Origin of the sequence: Halorhodospira halophila SL1 (assembly GCF_000015585.1) — a bacterium.
GTDB lineage: Bacteria > Pseudomonadota > Gammaproteobacteria > Nitrococcales > Halorhodospiraceae > Halorhodospira > Halorhodospira halophila.
On record NC_008789.1, the window covers coordinates 1,263,617 to 1,283,694 of the forward strand.

The following is a 20,078-nucleotide window of genomic DNA, read 5'->3' on the forward strand; positions in this document are numbered from 1 at the left end:
CAGCACAATGAAAACCATAGAGGAATCAGCAAAGGTATCGGTTATAACCGCCACGGGCCCAAGTCGGCTCACCGAGAGCTTCTCGATTTCTGGTCAGAACATAGAAAACGACCCTGGCCAACCGTTAGTTCGCGGTTTCTACCAACAGAGAACCTGCGCAACGCCGAGCGAACTCGCAGACCTGATTAACTCACTAAAGCCAAATCAGGCATTGGCTTACGGTCTTTCAACGGTCGAACGCTCGCCGATTACATCCAGAAAATCTCGCCAAAGCAATGACATCTCGGTGACGCGTGAATTTTTTGATTGGCCCGCAGCTCCGGGGTGGCTTTTGATCGTTCACCACCCGCCTCGTGGTCACGAGCGCGCCGTAAGCCGTAGCGACCTGCTGTCCGTGCTGCGCGAGGCCTGGCCGGGGATCGATTCCGCGCCTATGGTTTTCGCTGATGGAAGTACTTCTTGGATTTACAGCCAAGACACTGGCGAGTGCCTGATAGCCCAGAGGGGACTGCGCTGTTATGTGCTGGTATCGGATGCGCGTGATATCCCACGTGCCGGCAAAGTGCTGCATCAGCGCCTTTGGTTGACTGGACACGGATTCTACCACGTTAGCAAAGCCGGTTCTTTAGACGAAAAAAGCGCCGTCGATCCGACGGTCTGGCGGCCTGAGTACTTAGATAAGGTCGCGGGGGCACATTGCGAACCGCCACTCGAACAGCGTCGGAGACCCGCCGAGACAAGGAACACATACGCCGAGCCACTATCAACCGTAACAACCCTTCCAGATTTAACAGAAACGGAACGCAAACACGCGGAGTCGATAAAACAGGATGAACGTATTCAAAAGCATGCCGAGCAGGAGCAGGCCAAGAGAAACTGGGTTGAGGAACAAGTAGCTAGCACGAAACCAGAACATCAAAGGGCGCATCGGCTAAAACTGCTGGATGCGGTAGAAAACAAAAGGCTCCACGGGGGCTTCGTGCTCAAGCATTCCAGCGGCACGCACGTCACGGTTGCCAAACTGCTAGAAAATCCCGAGAGGTGGCACGGGGAGCGTTTTGCGGACCCATTAGAACCAGGCTGCGAGGGTAACTCCCGTGTAGCTTGGGCGAACCTCTATAGCGGTGGACGTCCGTATATCTACAGTCACGCGCACGGCGGGAGTCACTTCATTCTGCTCTGGGCGTCGAAGGCTTTAACCGTCGAGTGCGGCGAAAGTCCACAGCTGTTGCAAGAGGTTGACAAATTGATTCGACAAGCCGGGGTCGTATTCCAGCGCGGAGGCCAGCTAGTTCGCGTGATTGACGACAAAGAGATCCACCATGTTGAGTTGCCCTGGCTCCGTACTCATATGGAAGAAATCGCAAGCTGGAAGCGTTATAATGAAAAAAAGAAAAAATTAGTTGTCATCGATTCGCCAGCGGATCTAGCGAAGCGTTATCTCGCTTACCGCGGTGAGTGGAGCGTACCCGAACTCCAGGGTATTATCCGCGGACCAATTCTTCGCCCCGATGGTTCGCTGCTCGACACACCGGGGTATGACCGGCAGACGGGACTGTTGCTAACCGCAGATAACCCGGAGCGTTGGCCGCGGATCCCAAAAAACCCGGATCATTCGGATGTGCGAGCTGCAGTAGAAAAGCTATGGGAGCCGTTCGCGCATTTCCCTTTCGTCGGAGACGTGAGCCGAGGTATTCAACTCGCTGCTTTATTGACTGCCGTCCAACGTCCCGTCTTAAATACCGCGCCGGCGTTCGCTTGGAACGCATACCGAGCCGGGACCGGGAAAAGCAAGGCGGCGAAGGCCACGTCGTGGCTGGGCGGCTCTTGCGCGGAAGAGTCACCGTGGAGTGAGCAAACAGAGGAGCAGCGTAAACGGCTTATGTCGGCGCTCATGGCGGGGCCATCTACCATCTTGCTGGATAACATCAGCGGTCCGTTAGAGTCTGACACGCTATGCGCAATCCTTACTGCGTGCAGATTTCGAGACAGAAAATTGGGAGCGAGTGAAGAGGTAACGGTACCGACGAATGTTCTTATTACCGCAACTGGCAACAACCTGCGGGTGGTAGGTGACCTGAGCCGACGTATTCTTGTTGCGACGATCGACCACGCGGTCGAGAACCCAGAGCGTCTTAATTTTCCATTCGATCCGGTAGCCCGCATCCAAGAGCGATGGTTACACTATCGCGCCGCAGCACTGACCGTGTTACGTGGATTTATCTCGGCCGGGGCGCCAGCATTAGGGAAAGGGCTGATGGGCAGCTATGAGCAATGGGATGCCCAAATCCGCCGGTGTATTATGTGGCTGAAGCACGAGGGCCTAACGCGATTTGGCGTTGAGGATCCCGCAGCCGGAATCCAGAAAAATTACGAGGCCGATCCGGAGACCGTATTGCTCCGCGCGCTCGTCAATATCTGGTATGAACGATATGATGATAGACCCGTACGTGTAGCCGATCTTATTAGCGACGCGCATGACGGCATTCCAGGCGCTGCACCGAGCGAAAATCGAGGTGCATTACTCGAAGCGCTTCAAGAAATCGCGGGCGAACCGGAACGTATTAATAGGCGACGATTGGGCCGATGGATCGAACGCCACGCGGGTCGCGTGATTGACGGGTTACGGATCGAGGAGGCTGGAAGTTGGCGCAGCCGGCGGCAGTGGAGGGTACAGCCTGTGCCGTGAGCCGGTGGCTGTACCACAGGGGTAACAGGGCGCGACGAGACACCCTCTGGTGCGCGGCAGCGAACCCCCAAGGCCGTCTACATTTGGCCGCCGGGCCGGCACGGACGTTTGCGGCTGGAATACCCGGGCAGCAAAGGTGCCGACTGTAGAACGCCCGTCGAGGATTAAATCGGAAACAGCGTGCCTCCCCGGCGGGTCCTGCGTTGCGTATCGGCCCTGATAAGGCGTAATCCGGGCCGGCTGACTCAATCAGCAGCTTACGCAAGCTCGCGCCATGCGGTGTGGGCAGCACGACACGCTCCTGGCCGCGCAGGGCGCCAGCATGCCCACGATCCCATGGCCATCGGTACCGGGGGTCGACGTTATGCTTGGCGAACCTCGCGACCAGAGCGCGCCGCGCCTGGGGATCTTGGTCCTCAGACAACTAGCCAGGGCAGGCCACCTGCTGCGTCCAGTGTTGTTGGTTTTGTTGGAGATGCCGGTTTGCCCAGAACCAATAACGTGAAATGTTGCTGACAATTCTCGCACGGCCGTCCATACAAACCGTCCTCTCCGGCCAAACCAACAATCCCGTATGCACGACGTGCCCTTCGGCCGCACGAGCCCCGTCGCGCCGTGCTCGCGCACCGGCCTGGCCTGGCCTGGCCGATCCAATATCGCACTCCGCTGCGCCGGTTGCAGAAGGTGGGTATCCGCCTCCAGATCGTGCGCGAGCGCGACTAATCAAACAGGATGGCGGCCGGCTCATTGTCGTCGTTGGCCATCAGCTTGTCGATCGCGCGTGGTGCCAATCCCGTCTCGCGGGCAGCACGCTGACGCAGCAGCTCGACCGAACGCCCCGGGTCTGTTTTCGGCCATTCCCGGCGGGGATCGATGCGCCGCTTGGACCGGGCTTCCTCGGCACCCTGTTTGACCCCAGCTTCGTACGCGGCGCGCATCCATTCATCGAGCTCGGAGAGTTCGATGCTCGTGCGTAGCGTCTTGCCGTCTTGGTCGATTTCGGCGCGAGCACTGCGTGGTATCATCGTCATCGTGCATACCTCTTCGCCAGAGAAGCCACCCCGGGCCGTGGTTGCCGGGGCGGCACGTGGTTTTACGAGTGTTTGATCCGGATGCCGAGCACGGCCAGGAACTGAGCGATCCACTGCGGATGCGCAGGCCAGGCCGGTGCGGTGACCTGCTTGCCGCTGGTGGTCGCGTCGGCAACCGAGATATCGACGTAGGTGCCACCGGCCATCCTCACCTCCAGATCACAGGCCGGGTGCGCACTGCATGGGCGCCCTTCGATCATGTGTTCCCGGCCATCGTTACTAGCCTCCATCCGGCCTTCTTCAACCCTTGAGGATCAGGCTAGCAAGGCCGTAGGAGTGGGCAACGAACCGCTGAAGACTCAGTAAACTGTGCGCCGATCGAGGTGGGTAGTGATGTGGGTAGTGGACGCATCGTTTCCCGCTTAGATGGTTCCAAAACAGACGCTTATACAATCCTTCTGGTGGAGTCCCCGGCCACCATCTCCTTCCCTCGCAACGTCCGCGGGCGTCCCGCACTCCTCCTAAAAGCCGCTCCATACGGATAGCTAGCGTCCACCTCGGCGCGGAGAGGTCGTTGAGCCGTTCGATAATCTCCGCCAGGGGTTTCCCCTGGGGGCATGGCGCTTGCCAGAGCCAACCTCATAGGCTAGCAAAGTCGCCGGAGTGGGCGACGAACCTGTGCCCACCCCCCATCTGGGTCCCGGCCTGGTCGGCCCCTGGGGCGCCGCCTGCCCCGAACGGGGCGCGTGCCGGCCCATTCCTCCTCATCAAGCCACCTCCTTGCCACCATCAGAAGCGGGGTGACCACTCTCCGCGCTACACGATCGCCAGCCGACGTGGACCGTCCGGAGGCGGGAACAGCTCGTCCAACTCGGCGCGCTGCGTTTCGGTGAGGGTCACGTCCAGCGCCGCGCGATTCTCGACCACCCGCTCGGCGCCGCCGTCGCCATACATCTCGGCAGTATCGATGAGCGTCAGCCCCGAATCCAGACCCGTCCGCAGTGTTGCGACCTCCGAGTCGCACTCGGCGCGGCGCTCGCCCATATGCCACGTCCCCTGGCCGAGGGCCGGAACTCGCTCGCCGTCCGGCAATAGAACCTCGCGCTGCATCGCCCCTCCTCGGGTCCCCCCCGCATGAGTCATCCACCCTCGATCATGCCTCCTGTGTCCGGCCCTGGCGACCGGACACGGCGTGCTGCCGGACGGCCCTGGCATCATGGGGTGGTGACTGGCGAGCATTCACCTGAGCATTCATCGGGAAGATTCCGCGCCATGACAGAACGGCAACGGCTATTCTTCGCCCTCTGGCCACCGGCGCACCTGCGCGAGCGCCTCACCGCGGTGCAGGGCGAACTCGGACGGATCGGCCGGCCGGTCGCCGCGGAGCGGCTGCACCTGACCGTGGCCTTTCTCGGCAACAGCGATCCGGAGCGGGCCACCGAGGCGGCGGCGGCCGCGACCCGCGAGGCCCGCGGCTTTGTGCTCCGGCTCGACCGTTTCGGCCACTTCGTGCGGAGCGGCGTGGTGTGGATGGCGCCGACGGAGTACCCGAACGCGCTGGAGACGCTGCACCGCCGGCTACGCCGCGAGCTGCGGCGCCGGGGACTGCGCACCGAGCGCCGCTCGCTGCACCCCCACGTAACCCTCTTTCGCAAGGCGACCCCGAGCGGTCCGCATCCTGCGGCTTCGCTGGAGTGGCCGGTGGACGAACTGACGCTCGTGGCTTCCGTCACGCGTGCGGAAGGGCCGGAGTATCACCGCGCCGGTGCCTGGCGGCTGCCCCTCGGCGAAGGCTAGGCCGGTGTAGTCATCAGTGTGCCGCTGGTGATCGCTTCGGCGGCCGCCATATCGTCGAGGCGCCGATGCTTCGCCCTTCCACACGCCCGGAAGGACGAGGGCGTCGCAGTCACGCGCGCACGGTCTCGGCGATCGTGCAGGCAAGGGTCCTTGAACATTGGTGCATGCCATTCCGTGAATATGTAGGATGATGTCCGGCCATCCCGCGTCAGTCACGCAAGAGGGCTAAGGACCATGCAGAGGCATAGAAAGATCCTGAGGACGTGCATCAGCCTGCTGGCAGGGACCACGCTCGGCCTGGCCCACGCCAGCGATGACGACACCATCTCCCGCGCGGAGCTGATTGCCAACAGCTGCTTCGCCTGCCACGGAGAAGAGGGCCAGGGGGCCGGAAGCATGCCCCCCATCGCCGGCTGGGACCCCGAGATCATGGAGGACTTCATGAAGGGGTTCCGTGAGGGCAAGCGGAATCCATCGGTCATGGACCGGCACGCGACCGGTTATACCGATGAAGAGATCCGCGAAGTCGCCGAGTACCTCAGCGAACTGGAGGAGTGAGGGACACCATGAGAGGATCCATTTCGCGCCGCAGTTTCCTGCAGCTGGGCGCCAGCAGCCTGGGCGTCGCTGCGCTCGGCCCGCTGGTCGGACCCTTGACGGCTCATGCCGGTCAGCAGCTCGACGCCCGGATCGTCGTGATCGGCGGCGGCTCCGCTGGAGCGACCGCAGCCAAATACTTGAAACATTACGCGCCCGGTCTGCGCGTCACCCTCCTCGAGCCCAACGAGACCTACTACACCTGCTACGCCGGCAACTGGTACCTGGGCGGCTTCCGGGAACTTGAGACCCTTGGCCACGGCTACGGGAACCTGCGTGACCGCCACGACGTCGAGGTCATCCACGACCGCGCGATGGCCATCGACCCGGGCAGCAAGGAGGTCGATACCCGCACGAACGGCAAGCTGACCTACGACCGGCTCATCGTCGCCCCGGGTATCGAGTTCGCCTGGGACCGCGTGGAGGGCATGGGCCCGGAGGACACCGAGGCGATCCCCCACGCCTGGGAGGGGGGCCGGCCCTTCGAGGTACTCCGGCGCCAGCTCAAGGATCTCGAGGACGGCGGCACCGTGCTTGTCTGTCCACCTGAAGAGCCCTATCGCTGCCCACCCGGCCCCTATGAGCGGATGGCGCTGATCGCCCACTACCTCAAGCAGGAGAAGCCGCGCGCCAAGATCCTCGGTCTCGATCCCAAGGAGACATTCTCCAAACAGGACCTCTTCAAGCAGGGTTGGGAGGCACTGTATGGCGATATGATCGAATGGATTCCGGGCTCCCAGGGCGGCGCACCGGAGCGGATCTCCGTCAGCGACCGCAAGGTCTTCACGGACGGCGGCGCACAGGCCCATACCGGGGACGTCATCAACTTCATCCCACCCCAGCGGGCCGGTGCCATCGCGCAGGAGGCGGATCTGGTCGACGACACCGGCTGGTGCCCCGTGAACCAGAAGACCTTCGAATCAACCCGCCACAGCGATATCTACATCATCGGTGACGCCGCTGTGGCAGGAGCGATGCCGAAATCCGCCCACGCGGCCAACAACCACGGCAAGCTGGTGGCTGCCACCATCGCCAGCGACCTACGCGGCGACAGCCTGCCCGACTTCCCGACGGTCAACACCTGCTACAGCCTCGTTTCCCCGGAATGGGGCATCACCATCGCCGGGGTGTACGAACACCAGGAGGGCGAGATCACCGAGATTGAAGGGGCTGGCGGGCTCAGCCCTCTCGATGCCGATCGCGACCAGCGGGAGATCGAGGCCATGTATGCCCCCGGCTGGTACGAATCGATCACCGAGGATATCTTCGGCTAAGCGCCCAGCCGGGCCCGGGCGAACAGGGTCCCGCCCGGGCCCGGCGACCGGACACCCACCATCATTCATCGCGGACCGAGGACTCCCCGGAGCGATACCGCTCCACGATCTCCTGATACCAAAGCGGGCGCTCGCGGCGCAGGAATTCCAGGCTGAGATAGCCTGAGCGCATCCCCTCCAGGGCCGGCCTGTGCTCCACGGTCGAGAAGTAGATATGGGCGACCAGCGCCATGAGGATCAGGTAGACCGCAGCGGCATGCAGCAGCACAGACGTGCGGTAGAGCGCGCCGTAGACGGAGCTGTCCGGGAAGCTGAGCAGCGATGGCGCCAGAAAGAGGTAGAGCCCACTGAGCGCTATGGCCACCGAGCCCAGAACGACCGTAGTGCCCAGCAGCCGCTGGGCGGCGTTGAGCTTGTAGGTGGGCGGGAGTTCGACCTGGCGGAACAAGCCGAGGAGACGCCCCAGGATCACGCCGGTGATCCACAGCGAACGGGTCAAATCGCGCGGCGTGACGACCAGGACCTCGTGCAGGAAAGGCACCACGTGGCTGCGCCAGCGCAGCGCCAGGTAAGTGAGGACACCGACGATCCATACCAGACCGACCGCGATGTGGACGTTGATCAGCAGCCGGTTGCCGCCAAACAGGCCCTGCATCAGCTCCGGCCAGAAGGCCGGCACCAGTCGCCAGCTATCGCCGGTACTCAGCCCAAGCCCGGTCAGGACCAGCACCAGCCAGCATCCGGCGTTAAACCAGTGCAGGGCGATGCCGCCCCGGTCCCGGATGCGAATCCGCTCCGGCAGCTCCTGCGAACCACTCCCCGCCTGCGTCTTAAGCTGTTCACTCATCGTCACCCCCTCGCGGAGTCGCCTGCTTCTCGCCCGACGGCTCCTGCTCCGCGATCCCGCGCCGGCGGTCGAGGAATCGCTTGGCTCCGGCTACCGCGAACAGCGCCGCCATGCCACCGATCCCCAGCTTGGCCAACGGATTGACCAGGGACTCCGATGCCCGCTGCGTCCAATACGGGTCCGGGGGCTCCGGCAGCATCGCCTCGGGCACCTCCCGGTCACCGGTGCGATAATAGTGCCGTGGCTTGCAATCGACCTCGTCGGTGCTCAGCGTGAACCAGTCCCCATCTTCCTCAAGGCGCCGGGCCACCTCACTGTCCGGGTCCGCCGCATCGCCGAAGAGCAGGGCGTCCGTCGGACAACTGGCGACGCACGCCGGCTGCCGACCGGCGTCGATCAGCGGCTGGCAGAACGTGCACGAATCCACCACCCCGGTACGCGGATCGAGCCAGCGGGCCCCGTAGGGACACGCCGGCACGCAGAGCTCACACCCGGAGCACAGCGCCGGCTCAAGAAGGACCAGCCCATCCTGGCGTTTGAACACGGCACCCGTGGGGCACGCGTCGATGCACGGCGCCTCATCACAGTGCTGGCATCGTCCCGGGAAGAAGTGCAGCTGCGGCTGCCCCTGCTCGGTGCGCGTCTCAGCGCTAGCCACCCAGTCCCGGCTATGGCCGAGCGGTACATCCCACTCCGCGCGGCAGGCCACGACGCACGCCTTGCAGTCGATGCAGCGTGTTGTATCGGCGAGCATGATGTAATCGCGGCTCATGAGACCCCCTCGGAAGGCTCAATACGGCGCACGTGGACCAGCCCGCGCAGCATGGCCGCGGCACCACTGGTCGGATCGATATCCGGACTGGCAAAGGTGGTTGCAGATCCACCGCGACCGTGGGCCACGGAGAGTCTTGGATCATCACGCCCGTAGCCGTGCGCGGTGTAGACGGCATCGCGACGGATCCGTGCGGTGACCCGGGCGTGGAATACCTCCCGACACCCCCGGCTGTCGATCACCTCGACGGTATCTCCGTCGACAATGCCGCGCTCCGAGGCGGTCTCTTCATGGATCCAGAGCGGGTTCTCCTCCATGAACCCGGCCAGCCAGGGGTTGTTCTGGGTACGCGTATGCGTGTGGAAGCTGACACGTCCGAAGAGAAAGTGCAGCTCTCCGCCTCCGCGTTCGACCTCGCGACGGTAATCCAGGGCATCGTCCAGCCCGTGCTCCACGAGCCGCGACGGCACCAGCTCAACCTTGCCGCTGGGGGTGTCGAACCGTGACGACGCCCCGTGCTCCCGGGGGAAGTTGTGGGCCGGATCCGCCTCCGTCGTGATCACGCCCTTCTCGGCGAGCGCCTCGAAGTCGTACCCGGCCTTCTCCAGGCGGTCCTCGATGAGCTCGCGCACGCTGCCGTGGGGGAAATAGTCCTCCAGGCCGAGTTGTGCAGCGATACCCTGGCAGATCCGCCAGGGGTCCCGGGTGTCGTGGAGCGCCTCCATCCCCGGCATGCGCACGGCGATCCAACCCCGGTATCCCCAGCCCTCTTGGAGGTCGTCGTAGCGCTCCAAGGCGCTGGGTTCCGGCAGGATGACATCGGCCAGACGGTTCGTCTCGTTGGGCTGGATATCGGTGGCAACGAACAGGTCCAGTTGATCGATCGCCCTCCGGACCACCCCCGGGAACCCGGTGTTCTTCATGGCATTGTTGCCGGCGGCGATCATCGCCTTGACCGGATACGGATCCTGCGCCGCCAGCGCCGACCAAAACGTGCTCGCCAACCCGAATTGCGGGTTGGCGAGCGGGTAGCGATCGGGGACACCGGTCCCATCGATCGGCTCCGCGGCCGATTCCGGGAATTCCGGCAGATCCGGCTCCGGGATCTCCAGACGCTGGGGCCGAAAGATCCCGCCGTGCCGATCCCAAACGCCGAACAGGCTGTTCAGCACGGCGATCGCAACCCCCAGACCCACGTCATTGCGCGTGCGTGCCATCCGCCGCGGCGCATAGGCGAGAACCGCAGGCGCCGCCTCGGCCATCTCCCGGGCGATTCGCCGGATGTCCGCCGCGTCGATGTCGGTCTCCTCGGCGGCCCACTCGGGTGTATAGCCGGCCACCCGCTCCCGTAGCTCGTCGAGGCCGGTGCAGTAGTCCTCGACGAAGGCCGAATCGTAGAGCTCCTCCTCGATGACCGTATGGATGAGCGCAAGGACCAAGGCGTGGTCCGTCAGCGGCCGGATCGGGAGCCATTCGTGGGAGCGATCAGCCGTGATGGTGTGACGCGGATCGACGTAGACGCTCTTGGCGCCATCGGCGAGCGCCCGCATCCAGTCACGGACCTCGCCGTTCAGGAACGACTCGGCCAGATTGCGTCCGAAGATGAGGAAGTAGCGGGTACGGCGCACGTCCAGCGTCTCAATGCCCGTCAGCGGACGGCCCGCCACCAGTTCGTAGGAGAGCATTCGCGGACCGAGGCACATGGCCCAGACCGAATCGATGAAGTTGGGCGTGCCGAGCGCCTGAGCCAGACGGTGATAGGGCTTTTTCCAGTAGCTGTGCGCGAGAACGGAAATCCCCTGTGGGCCGTGCTCATCGCGAACCGCACGCAAGCGTTCGCCGATCAAGTCCAGCGCCTCGTCCCAGCTCACCGGCCGCCAGCGGTCGCTGCCGCGCGGCCCGTCGCGCAGCAGCGGCTGCTTGATCCGATCCTGGTTGTAGACATCCATGACCCCGGCATGCCCGCGGGAGCACAGCAACCCCTCGTTCTGGGGGTGATCAGGATTGCCCTCCAGACGCGCGATCCGGCCGTTGTCATCGCGGCGGACGATGACACCGCAGCGCCAGGGGCAAAGATTGCACCAGCTGAAGACGTGGTCCTCCATCGCTCGCGCAGGTTCCGCACTACGCGGTACCCGGGGATGGGCCTGCGCACTCTCCGGGACCCCGACCGCAGTGGCCGCCCCAGCCGCCAGACTCCCCTGAAGCAGGGCTCGCCGACGGGGATCGAAAGCTCGCCACTTCCGCACGGCAACTCTCCTCTGACCAACACGCGCTTGAGCGAGGCAGTCTGCCGCACTTCCCCAGACGGGTGCAATCTAATGAATATGATCAATTCTTTGCCGCCGAGGGAGGCGGAGACAGCGCGAGGGATCATTGCCGAAGAGAGTGAGCGGCGTTTCCCCGACCCGCCTGGAGGGTGAGAGGCAGGCGTTTGCTTGTTCGGTCGCAGCAGGGTCGTACCGACCGGCTACCACATCAGATCGTCGGGGACCTCATAACCGGCATAGGGGTCCTCATCGTCCGGACCCTGGGCGGAGGCCGCAGGATCGTTACAGACCACCACCCGCGCAGGGTCGCGTTCAGCGATCTTGTCGGCCCCCTCGCGGCTCACCAGCTCGTAGCTCCCCTCCTGGCAGACGATGGCCAGACGCCCCTGAGCCAAGCGATCGCGCTGGTCGGGGGTCACGAGCAGCTGGCGGATGACGCTGCCGTGCTGGAAGTTGTAGGGCAGCTCGGCTCCGTCGCGCCCCTGGCGGTGGGTCTCGATGAGCTGACGGATCTGGGCCTCCACGGCCTTGCGCTCGGCCTCGGCCTGCCGCTGCCGGTTGAGCGCCCGGGAACGTTCCGCCTCCTCACGGCGGGCCCGCTCGGCCGCGCTGGGCTCGGCAGGCTGCTCGGCGGCGGCCTTGCCCTTCTTCTTCTTGTTCTTCTTGGGCGTGGCCCGCCGGGCCTGCTTGACCTTCTTCTCATCCACCAGCCCCGCCTTGAGGAGCTGGTCATGCAACGAGTTCGCCATCTTTACTCCCGCGGAAGTCGACCGCCGTTGAGCTGGCGCAGGATACGCTGCCCGATGAAATCGAGCCACAGCGCCCCGCGCTCGAGCTGCGCCAGGGCGTCGGCCCGCAGGGCCTCCAACCGCCCCCAGTAGCGGACCAGCAGACGCATCGTCGCCCAGGCCAGGACGAAACCGAGACCATAGCCGAGCAGTGTGACCAGTACGCTGGGCGCCCCACCACCGCCCACGGCGACCAGGATGCTGCCGTAGAGCAGACCCAGCGGCACGAACAGACCGACGCCCACCACAGCCTCGAGGGCGGTGCGCAGCGCGTGGCGCCCGGGGCCAAGATGGGCGCGCAGATCTTCGCCCTCGGGGGCGCTGAGCCCGAGTAGCGGCCACAATCCGGCCCGGTGACCGAGGAAGCGCCCCACCCCCATGGCGAAGAGCAGGCCCCAAGCCGGTACCGCCGCCACCACAGCGGTGATCACCAGGACCAAGGCCAGCACCAAGGGGCCGAGGAGCACCGCCACCGGAGCCCCGCGCTCCAACCCGTGGCCCGCCCAGATGGCATCCAGAAAAGCCATGCCCACCCAGTGCAGCAGATAGTAGATCAGGAGGGCGAAGACGACCGCGGCCAGCCCGATCCAGGACTCGCGACTCCAATGCATGGGCACCCCCAGAGTTGACACTGCCATACAGCTTACTGACTACCGGTCCGGCCTTACCAGAGGCGCGATGCGCGCGGCCCGAGTGAACCGCTAAAGCGTGACGGAAGGCCGCGCCCAGCCTACACTGCAGGGGACGGATACACCGTGTTCGGCAAGAGGAGTGCACCATGCACGTGCGGTACTGGATGTTGGCGCTGATGGCGGCGGGGCTGCTGGCCCTGGCCGGTTGCAACGATTCGTCCGCCCCGGACGAAAGCCCCGAAACGGACGAGCAGGGGGAGGCCTTCGAGGCCGCAGAGGATCCGATGGAGGCCGCCCAGGAGGACGCGGCACCCCCGGCGGAGGCCGATCATAACGGCGTCGCTACCGATGATACCGCCCGGGCCGAAGAGGAGGCCGTGGCACAGCCGGTGGCCAGTCACGCCAATGAAGACAACGAAGACCATCCCGGACTGGCCATCTACCGCAGCGGCACGGCACCCAGCTGCCGCTCGTGCCACGACCGCGGGATTGCCGGGGCTCCGGTGACCGGCCAGGAAGCGGACTGGGCCGACCGCTCCCGCGATCTGGACGAGCTGCTCGACGCGACCCTGCGCGGTAAGGGGGCCATGCCGGCCTACCGCGGACGGGCCGACGAGGACGACCTGATCAAGGCCATCGAATACATGCTCTCCACCCTTGAGGACGCATGACCCGCGGTAAGGACGAGCGGCGCAGCCGCGCCGTGCCCAGCAGTCGGTGGGGCCGCCTCTATCACCTGGGGCGGGCCACCGGGGACCTGGCCCTGGGGATCGGCTGGAACGGCCTGCGTGAACTGAGCAGCGGTGAAGAAGGGCAGGGCCGCATCGAGCTCTCGCCTGCGCACGCACGACGGATCACCGAACGGCTCGGGCGGATGCGTGGCGCCGTCATGAAGATGGGCCAGCTGATGTCGATGGATGGCACCGACATCCTCGCCCCCGAGGTTGCCGAGATCATGGGCGCGCTGCGCCACGAGGCCGACCCGATGCCACTGAGCCAGCTCGACAGCGTGCTGCGCCGCGAGCTCGGCAAGGGATGGCTGAAGCGCTTCCGGGAGTTCGACTTCACGCCCATCGCCGCCGCCTCCATCGGCCAGGTACACCGGGCGGTTGCAGCCGATGGCCGTGAGTTGGCGATGAAGATTCAGTTCCCCGGGGTGCGGGAGAGCATCGACAGCGACCTGGACAACCTCGGATTCGTGTTCCGCCACGGCGGCATCATGCCCCGCGGCCTGCGGATCGAGAACCTGCTCGACGAGGCACGGCAACAGCTCCACCGGGAGGCCGACTACGAGGCCGAGGCGGATGCATTGGAGGCTTACGGTCGAGCGCTTGGGGACGACCCGGAGATCGTTCTGCCGGGGGTCCACCGGGACCTGTCCACCCCCCGGGTACTCGCCATGGACTACGTCCACGGCACGCCGATCGACCAGCTGGCCGACCGGGGCGGGGAGGCCGCCGCGCTGCGCGACCACGCGGCCTCCCTGCTCAGCCGCCTCGCGCTCCGCGAGCTGTTCGAATTCCGATTGGTACAGACCGACCCCAATTTCAGCAACTTCCTCTACGACGCCGGGCAGGGCCGCGTGGTGCTACTCGATTTCGGTGCCACGCATTCGGTGCGCCCGGAACTGGTGGAGATCTATCGACGCCTGGGACGCGCCGCCCGGGATCGGGATCGTGACAGCCTCGAGGCGTGCGCGCGGGAACTAGGCTACCTGGAGCCGGAGGCCTCGGCCGAGCAAGTCGGCTCGCTGCTGGAACTGCTGGAGATGACCAGCGAACCGCTGCGTCACCCCGGCGCATACGACTTCGGCGCCTCGGATCTGTTCGAGCGGGTCTACCACCGGGGGCGGACCATGTTCTTCAGCGACCGCTTTGCCGGCACACCGGCGTCGGACACGCTGTTTCTGCACCGCAAGTTCATGGGTATCTTCATGCTCTGCCGGCGCCTACAGGCGCGTGTCGATCTACAAGGACTGATCGACCCCTACCTGACGGCCGCCCCCGGCGCCGCAGCGCCGGGAACCACCGCCCCCGGCTAGTCCCCAGGGGTGGTTACAGCCCGCGAGTGACGATGTGGCGCAGACCGTCGGGATCGACGACGCCGGGCACCTTGAAGCTGGTGCCATCCTTGCAGATGACGCCCACCCGACCGTAGCCGAGTATGCGGCCCAGCCAACCGTAGTTGACCCCCACTGCCTGGATGTGCTCCCGATCGAAGACCCGCGACGTACGCACGATCAGCCCGGTGCTAGCAACCAGCTTGTTCGGGGTCAGCTCCAGTTCGGTGTTGAGGAAGACAGTCAGCGCGTGGGCCGCTGTGGCTGGCAGCACGATGAGGTAGAGGATGGTAGCCAGGACGTGCCCCACCGTACCCAGTGGCGCTATGAACAGCACCAGCGTCGCGGTGATGACCAGAATGCTGGGGATGAATACGCCCCAGTGCACCTCGGCCTGGTAGACGATCGGTTCGTCGGGACCGAGCGCAGACTCCGCCAGGCGCTCGCGGTCGCGCAAGGAGAACGCCAGCAGCCCCAGGATGACCGCCGGCGGTAGCAGCATGGTGCCGGCCACCAGCAGCATGGTCCCGGGCGCGGTGCCGAACCAGCCCACACCGATCAGCAGGCAGGTGAGCGATGCGAAGGCGATACCGGCCGCGGTGATGTAGAGGCGGCGCCGCCACCCGAGGCCATCCCGCACCCCCTGGGCCGAATGCCGCGGCCACCACCGCATCAACGCCGAGACCAGGGCGGCCGGGAAGAGGACGACAAACGCCAGCAGGAAGCCGAACGCGCCCTCGCCCCAGACGATGAACGTCCCGATCAGGGAGACCAGGGCACCGATGGCCAGGGCGATGTTGACCCAGCGCCCCAGCCGGCTCGTCCAAGTCTCTTCCGCGGGCGTGTTGACCTCTTCCTCGTTCATGACTCCTCCCTCAGGGTATCAGCCGCGCGAAACGCTCCCGCACCAGGTGGTCCATACCGATCCGGCCGGAGCCGACCAGCATGAACGCCAGGGCGACGAACGCGTAAAGCACGGCCATCTCGGCGCTCGGGCCATCGACGGCAAACAGCGGATCACCCGCAGCGAAGTGCACCCCGAAGGCGGCCACCAGCATGGTGCCGAGGATCGCGGCCGCAGCGGGACGGGTGAGCAGACCGGCGGCGAGCAGCAGGCCGCCGAAGAACTCGGCAACCCCGGCCAGCCAGGCAAAGAACAGCGGCAGGGGCAGGCCGAGCCCCTCCACCATGCCGACGAACCCCTCCTGCGGAGGGATCTTGGGGAGGCCGTGGCCGACGGCCATCATCAAACCGGCGCCGATCCGCAGCGCGGTCAGCCCGGCATCGGCCACCAGCGTGGTCGGAGCCACACCCCCAAAAAGCAGATCTCGCGCCGTTTGCATGATCGCTAGCCTCTCTGACTGTCGATGTGAAACCGGCGCGGGCACCGCCGCGCAGGCAATCAGCCGGACCATAGCGCCTGGCCCGGACCCTATCAACAATCCGCGGCGCCGCGTCCTGCCGGGCCGCTACGCGGCCCCGTGCAGATACGCCCCGACCACCAACCCGGCCCCGGCGACCAGGGCGAGCAGCAGCTGGAACACCCCGGTGCGGGCCAGGCACTGATTGTAATCCTCGCCGCTGGCCGCGCCCATCAGCGCGCGCCAGATCCTTACCCCGAAGGGCAGCACAGCCAGCCCCAGGGCGGCGCCGGTCCACGGCACGCCGAACGCAACCATACCGAGCAGCCCCAGCGCCACACCGGCGAGCAGGCCACCGAACAACCAGACCGAACCCACCGGTCCGAGCAGGATGGCCAGCGTCGCGCGCCCGGCCTCGCGGTCGCCCTCGCGATCACGCAGATTGTTGACCAGCAGCACGGCTGCGGCCGGCAGCCCGAGGGTCACTCCCATCACCAGCGCGGGTGGACTGATCGACCCGGTATACAGGTAGACCACACCGCCGACGGCGACCAACCCGAAGAAGAAGATGACAAACAACTCCCCCAGCGGACCGCGGGAGATCGGGAACGGGCCGCCGGAGTAGGCGTATCCGGCCAGTACCGAGAGGATGCCGAGCACCAGAATGGGCAGGCCGCCGATCGCCACCAGGTAGAGACCACAGAACAGCGCCAGGGCGAAGGCACCGTAGGCGGCCGCCATGACCTGCCGCGGAGTCAGCCAACCGCGCTCGGTGACCCGCACCGGACCGATGCGCTCGGCGCTGTCGGTCTGGTTCAGGGTGTCGGCGGCGTCGTTCTGCAGGTTGGTCCCGATCTGGATCGCTGCCGTCGATAACGCCGCCACCAGGGTCACGTCGAGGCGCAGGACGCCGCTCTCTACCCACCCCACAGCGGACCCCGCGAGGATCGGGGACAGGGAAAGCGGTAGCGTGCGCGGCCGGATCGCGTGCCAGACGATCGTCGGCCAGGACGGGCGCGGGGACATTTGCGTCATCGACCGATCCATGCGAGAACCTGTTCAGCAGCAAGAACGAACGGAGCGCGAACCGCGCCGGGATGCGGCGATTGTGACCGGTCCGCGGGGAGAGGTCCAGTCTGACACGGGAGGGGGACAGCCATGCGGATGGAGCTGTACGGGGTACTCACCGAGGCCGCCGGCACGACACGACTGGAACTCCCGGCGCCGACTGAGGGCACCGTGGCCGCCGCGCTGGATGCGGCTGCCGACGCCTGTCCCGAGCTAGCCAGCCACCTGCCGCAAGTGGCCGTGGCCATGGGCGACACGCTCGTCCCGCAGGACACTCCGGTGAACGAGGACAGCACCCTGATCCTGTTGCCGCCGGTCAGTGGTGGCTGAGCCGCCGGTTATTTGCGGAACAACCACAGCAGCAGGGTAACCACCCCACTGATCACCAGCATGGTGGTGATGGGGAAGTAGAAACGGAAGCCGTCCCGCTCGATGGCGATGTCGCCGGGCAAGCGACCCAGACCGAGCTTGTCGATCCAGGGCCAGGCCAGCCCGACGAGCACCAGCAGGACGCCCAGGACGATCAGCATCCGGGGGATGTCCGACACGGCCACCTCCCGTGGTGCGCCTGCTACTCTGCCTTGAGACGTCGCACGCCCGAGTCGCTGCCCAACAGCAGCAGATCCGCCGGGCGCAGGGCGAAGATGCCGTTGGTCACCACACCCGGGATGTTGTTCAGGGTCTGCTCAAGCTTGATCGGCTCAGTGATGGACAGACCGTGGACATCCAGGATGACGTTGCCGTTGTCCGTGGTGAATCCCTCGCGCAGCTCCGGCCGCCCCCCGAGACGGACCAGTTCCCGGGCCACGGTGCTGCGCGCCATCGGGATCACCTCCACCGGCAGCGGGAAGGCCCCGAGGACATCGACCATCTTGCCGTCATCGGCCACGCAGACGAACCGATCCGACGCCGAGGCAACGATCTTCTCGCGGGTGAGCGCACCGCCGCCCCCCTTGATCAGCTGCAGGAAGCGGTTGGCCTCGTCGGCGCCGTCGACGTACACCGGCAGGCGGCCGGCGCTATTGAGGTCGATCACGTCGATACCGCGATCGCGCAGCCGTTGCGTACTCGCCTCGGAGCTGGAGACCGCACCGGCGATGCGATCGCGCATATCCGCCAGAGCATCGATGAAAAGATTCACCGTCGAGCCGGTGCCGACGCCCACGTAGGCATCCTCCTCGACGTATTCGAGCGCCGCCTCGGCGGCCAGACGCTTTCCCTGATCGCTCATCTCGACTCCTGAATCTGATTTGCTTCGAGTGGGTTCGGTACGACCGCCGCTAGCGGTATGCTGTAGGCGATATGGCTACCCATCATAACCAAGTCAAGCCCGACGCCGACAAACCGGCCCTGGAACAGGATCAACGGGCCTACCTCGAGCGCATCCTGACCGCCTGCGTCTACGACGTTGCCGAGCAGACGCCGCTGGAGGCCGCCCCCATCCTCTCGGCACGCATGGGCAATCACCTGCTGCTCAAGCGCGAAGACCTCCAGCCGGTCTTCTCTTTCAAGCTACGCGGCGCCTACAACCGCATCATCCGCCTTTCCGAGGAAGCCCGCCAGCGCGGGGTGATCTGCGCCTCGGCGGGCAACCATGCCCAGGGCGTGGCCCTCTCGGCCCGGCGGCTCGGGATCGAGGCGACCATCGTCATGCCCCGGACCACGCCTCAGATCAAGGTGGATGCCGTGCGCCGCTTCGGCGGCAACGTGGTCCTGCACGGCGACGGCTACGACGCGGCCTCGGCCAAGGCGCAGGAGCTGATCGAGAGCCACGGCCTGACCTACATCCCGCCGTACGACCACCCCGACGTCATCGCCGGGCAGGGCACGGTGGGCATGGAGATCCTCCACCAGCACCCGCGCGACATCCACGCCGTATTCATCCCGGTAGGCGGTGGAGGGCTGGCGGCAGGCATCGCCGTCTACATCAGTCAGCTGCGCCCGGATATCCGCATCGTGGCCGTCGAGCCCGAGGATGCACCGACCCTGGCCACCAGCCTCGATCGGGACGAGCGAGTCCGCCTCGACCAGGTGGGGCTGTTCGCCGACGGGGTGGCGGTGCGCCAGGTGGGCGAGCACACCTGGCCGATCCTGCGCCGCCACATCGACGAGGTGGTGCTGGTCAGCACCGACGAGATCTGCGCCTCGATCAAGGAGGTCTTCGAGGAGACCCGCTCGATCCTCGAACCGGCCGGTGCCCTGGGCGTGGCCGGTGCCAAGAAGTACGCCAGCGGGCACGGGATCCGCAACGAAACCCTGGTGGCCATCAACAGCGGCGCCAACATGAACTTCTCACGGCTCTCCCACGTGGCCGAACGCGCCGAGCTGGGCGAGCACCGCGAGGCGGTGCTGGCGGTCACCATCCCCGAGCGCCCGGGGGCCTTCCGGCGCTTCTGCGAGACCATCGGCGAGCGGCCGATCACCGAGTTCAACTACCGCATGGCCGACCCGGACACCGCCCACGTCTACGCCGGCGTGGCGCTGCAGAACGGGAGCGAGGAGCGGCACGCGCTGGTTGATCGCCTGCGCGAGCAGGGCTATCCGGTGCTCGACCTGACCCAGGACGAGATGGCCAAGGTCCATGTGCGTCATATGGTCGGCGGCCGCGGTCACGGGGTCGCCGACGAGGTGGTCTACCGCTTCGAGTTCCCGGAGCGCCCCGGTGCCCTGATGCAGTTCCTGGCCAGCCTGGGCGGACGCTGGAACATCAGCCTGTTCCATTACCGCAACAACGGCGCCGCCTACGGTCGGGTGCTGTGCGGGATCCAGGTACCCACCGAGGCGCGCGAGGCCTTCCAGGAGTTCCTCCACGAGCTCGATTACAGCTTCGTGGAGGAAACGGACAATCCGGCCTACAAACTTTTCCTGAGTTGAGCCTGCTCACATGAGGAGA

21 protein-coding genes are annotated in these 20,078 nt (G+C 65.7%); 8 read left to right on the forward strand and 13 right to left on the reverse strand.

Annotated features, from left to right (window positions below):
• Positions 1–7 precede the first annotated feature (7 nt).
• Positions 8–2,689 (forward strand): hypothetical protein, encoded by a 2,682-nt coding sequence (locus tag HHAL_RS05895; protein WP_011813956.1) that lies wholly within the window; start codon positions 8–10, stop codon positions 2,687–2,689.
• A gap of 719 nt (positions 2,690–3,408) precedes the next feature.
• Here the strand turns inward: HHAL_RS05895 and HHAL_RS05900 are convergent.
• The 3 genes from HHAL_RS05900 to HHAL_RS05905 form a co-directional block, all read right to left on the reverse strand.
• Positions 3,409–3,720: a hypothetical protein gene (locus HHAL_RS05900; RefSeq protein WP_011813957.1), complete on the reverse strand. Its 312-nt coding sequence runs from the start codon at positions 3,718–3,720 to the stop codon at positions 3,409–3,411.
• A 62-nt stretch (positions 3,721–3,782) separates the two neighbouring features.
• A complete protein-coding gene (locus HHAL_RS13295) occupies positions 3,783–4,010 on the reverse strand; it encodes a type 1 glutamine amidotransferase family protein (RefSeq protein ID WP_144446106.1) in 228 nt (75 codons plus the stop codon).
• 526 nt (positions 4,011–4,536) lie between these two features.
• Entirely contained in the window at positions 4,537–4,830 is a 294-nt protein-coding gene (locus tag HHAL_RS05905; protein ID WP_011813958.1) for an aldo/keto reductase, read from the reverse strand.
• Between the two features lie 162 nt (positions 4,831–4,992).
• Here HHAL_RS05905 and thpR point away from each other — a divergent pair, with 162 nt between their 5' ends.
• From thpR to HHAL_RS05920, 3 genes are all read left to right on the forward strand, one after another.
• Complete coding sequence (gene thpR, locus HHAL_RS05910) at positions 4,993–5,517, forward strand: RNA 2',3'-cyclic phosphodiesterase (RefSeq protein ID WP_011813959.1); 525 nt, start codon at positions 4,993–4,995, stop codon at positions 5,515–5,517.
• 234 nt (positions 5,518–5,751) lie between these two features.
• Entirely contained in the window at positions 5,752–6,075 is a 324-nt protein-coding gene (locus HHAL_RS05915; RefSeq protein WP_011813960.1) for a c-type cytochrome, read from the forward strand.
• Between the two features lie 8 nt (positions 6,076–6,083).
• Positions 6,084–7,388 carry an NAD(P)/FAD-dependent oxidoreductase gene (locus tag HHAL_RS05920; RefSeq protein WP_011813961.1) on the forward strand — a complete coding sequence of 435 codons (1,305 nt, stop codon included), beginning with the start codon at positions 6,084–6,086 and terminating at the stop codon, positions 7,386–7,388.
• A gap of 61 nt (positions 7,389–7,449) precedes the next feature.
• On the opposite strand, the gene HHAL_RS05925 is transcribed toward HHAL_RS05920, so the two are convergent.
• The 5 genes from HHAL_RS05925 to HHAL_RS05945 all read right to left on the reverse strand — a co-directional run bounded on the left by HHAL_RS05925 (position 7,450) and on the right by HHAL_RS05945 (position 12,703).
• Positions 7,450–8,235: a formate dehydrogenase subunit gamma gene (locus tag HHAL_RS05925; RefSeq protein ID WP_011813962.1), complete on the reverse strand. Its 786-nt coding sequence runs from the start codon at positions 8,233–8,235 to the stop codon at positions 7,450–7,452.
• Complete coding sequence (locus HHAL_RS05930; protein ID WP_011813963.1) at positions 8,228–9,007, reverse strand: 4Fe-4S dicluster domain-containing protein; 780 nt, start codon at positions 9,005–9,007, stop codon at positions 8,228–8,230. Before HHAL_RS05930 ends, HHAL_RS05925 begins: the two co-directional genes overlap by 8 nt.
• Positions 9,004–11,112, reverse strand: coding sequence for a molybdopterin-containing oxidoreductase family protein (locus HHAL_RS05935; protein WP_242464206.1), 2,109 nt, complete (start codon positions 11,110–11,112; stop codon positions 9,004–9,006). The genes HHAL_RS05930 and HHAL_RS05935 overlap by 4 nt, the downstream gene beginning before the upstream one ends.
• Positions 11,113–11,477: 365 nt before the next feature.
• On the reverse strand, positions 11,478–12,026 hold the full coding sequence (locus HHAL_RS05940) for a DUF2058 domain-containing protein (RefSeq protein WP_011813965.1): 549 nt from the start codon (positions 12,024–12,026) through the stop codon (positions 11,478–11,480).
• Between the two features lie 2 nt (positions 12,027–12,028).
• Entirely contained in the window at positions 12,029–12,703 is a 675-nt protein-coding gene (locus HHAL_RS05945; protein WP_144446107.1) for a hypothetical protein, read from the reverse strand.
• A gap of 140 nt (positions 12,704–12,843) precedes the next feature.
• Here HHAL_RS05945 and HHAL_RS05950 point away from each other — a divergent pair, with 140 nt between their 5' ends.
• A complete protein-coding gene (locus HHAL_RS05950) occupies positions 12,844–13,368 on the forward strand; it encodes a c-type cytochrome (RefSeq protein WP_011813967.1) in 525 nt (174 codons plus the stop codon).
• On the forward strand, positions 13,365–14,738 hold the full coding sequence (locus HHAL_RS05955) for an ABC1 kinase family protein (protein WP_011813968.1): 1,374 nt from the start codon (positions 13,365–13,367) through the stop codon (positions 14,736–14,738). Before HHAL_RS05950 ends, HHAL_RS05955 begins: the two co-directional genes overlap by 4 nt.
• Positions 14,739–14,751: 13 nt before the next feature.
• Here the strand turns inward: HHAL_RS05955 and HHAL_RS05960 are convergent, their stop codons facing one another.
• The 3 genes from HHAL_RS05960 to menA all read right to left on the reverse strand — a co-directional run bounded on the left by HHAL_RS05960 (position 14,752) and on the right by menA (position 17,164).
• The gene (locus tag HHAL_RS05960; RefSeq protein ID WP_011813969.1) at positions 14,752–15,621 is read right to left on the reverse strand and encodes a PH domain-containing protein; all 870 of its coding nucleotides are present in this window, start codon (positions 15,619–15,621) and stop codon (positions 14,752–14,754) included.
• Between the two features lie 10 nt (positions 15,622–15,631).
• Positions 15,632–16,099, reverse strand: a complete 468-nt coding sequence (locus HHAL_RS05965; RefSeq protein WP_011813970.1) for a DoxX family protein — start codon at positions 16,097–16,099, stop codon at positions 15,632–15,634.
• Positions 16,100–16,225: 126 nt separating this feature from the next.
• Positions 16,226–17,164 carry a 1,4-dihydroxy-2-naphthoate octaprenyltransferase gene (gene menA / locus HHAL_RS05970; RefSeq protein WP_011813971.1) on the reverse strand — a complete coding sequence of 313 codons (939 nt, stop codon included), beginning with the start codon at positions 17,162–17,164 and terminating at the stop codon, positions 16,226–16,228.
• 111 nt (positions 17,165–17,275) lie between these two features.
• On the opposite strand from menA, the gene HHAL_RS05975 reads away from it, so the two are divergent.
• Entirely contained in the window at positions 17,276–17,515 is a 240-nt protein-coding gene (locus HHAL_RS05975; RefSeq protein WP_011813972.1) for a MoaD/ThiS family protein, read from the forward strand.
• Positions 17,516–17,523: 8 nt separating this feature from the next.
• On the opposite strand, the gene HHAL_RS05980 is transcribed toward HHAL_RS05975, so the two are convergent.
• Positions 17,524–17,733 carry a DUF2905 domain-containing protein gene (locus HHAL_RS05980; RefSeq protein WP_200343001.1) on the reverse strand — a complete coding sequence of 70 codons (210 nt, stop codon included), beginning with the start codon at positions 17,731–17,733 and terminating at the stop codon, positions 17,524–17,526.
• 23 nt (positions 17,734–17,756) lie between these two features.
• Positions 17,757–18,416, reverse strand: coding sequence for a ribose-5-phosphate isomerase RpiA (gene rpiA, locus HHAL_RS05985; protein ID WP_011813974.1), 660 nt, complete (start codon positions 18,414–18,416; stop codon positions 17,757–17,759).
• Between the two features lie 71 nt (positions 18,417–18,487).
• Here rpiA and ilvA point away from each other — a divergent pair, with 71 nt between their 5' ends.
• Entirely contained in the window at positions 18,488–20,059 is a 1,572-nt protein-coding gene (gene ilvA / locus HHAL_RS05990) for a threonine ammonia-lyase, biosynthetic (protein WP_011813975.1), read from the forward strand.
• Positions 20,060–20,078: the final 19 nt, after the last annotated feature.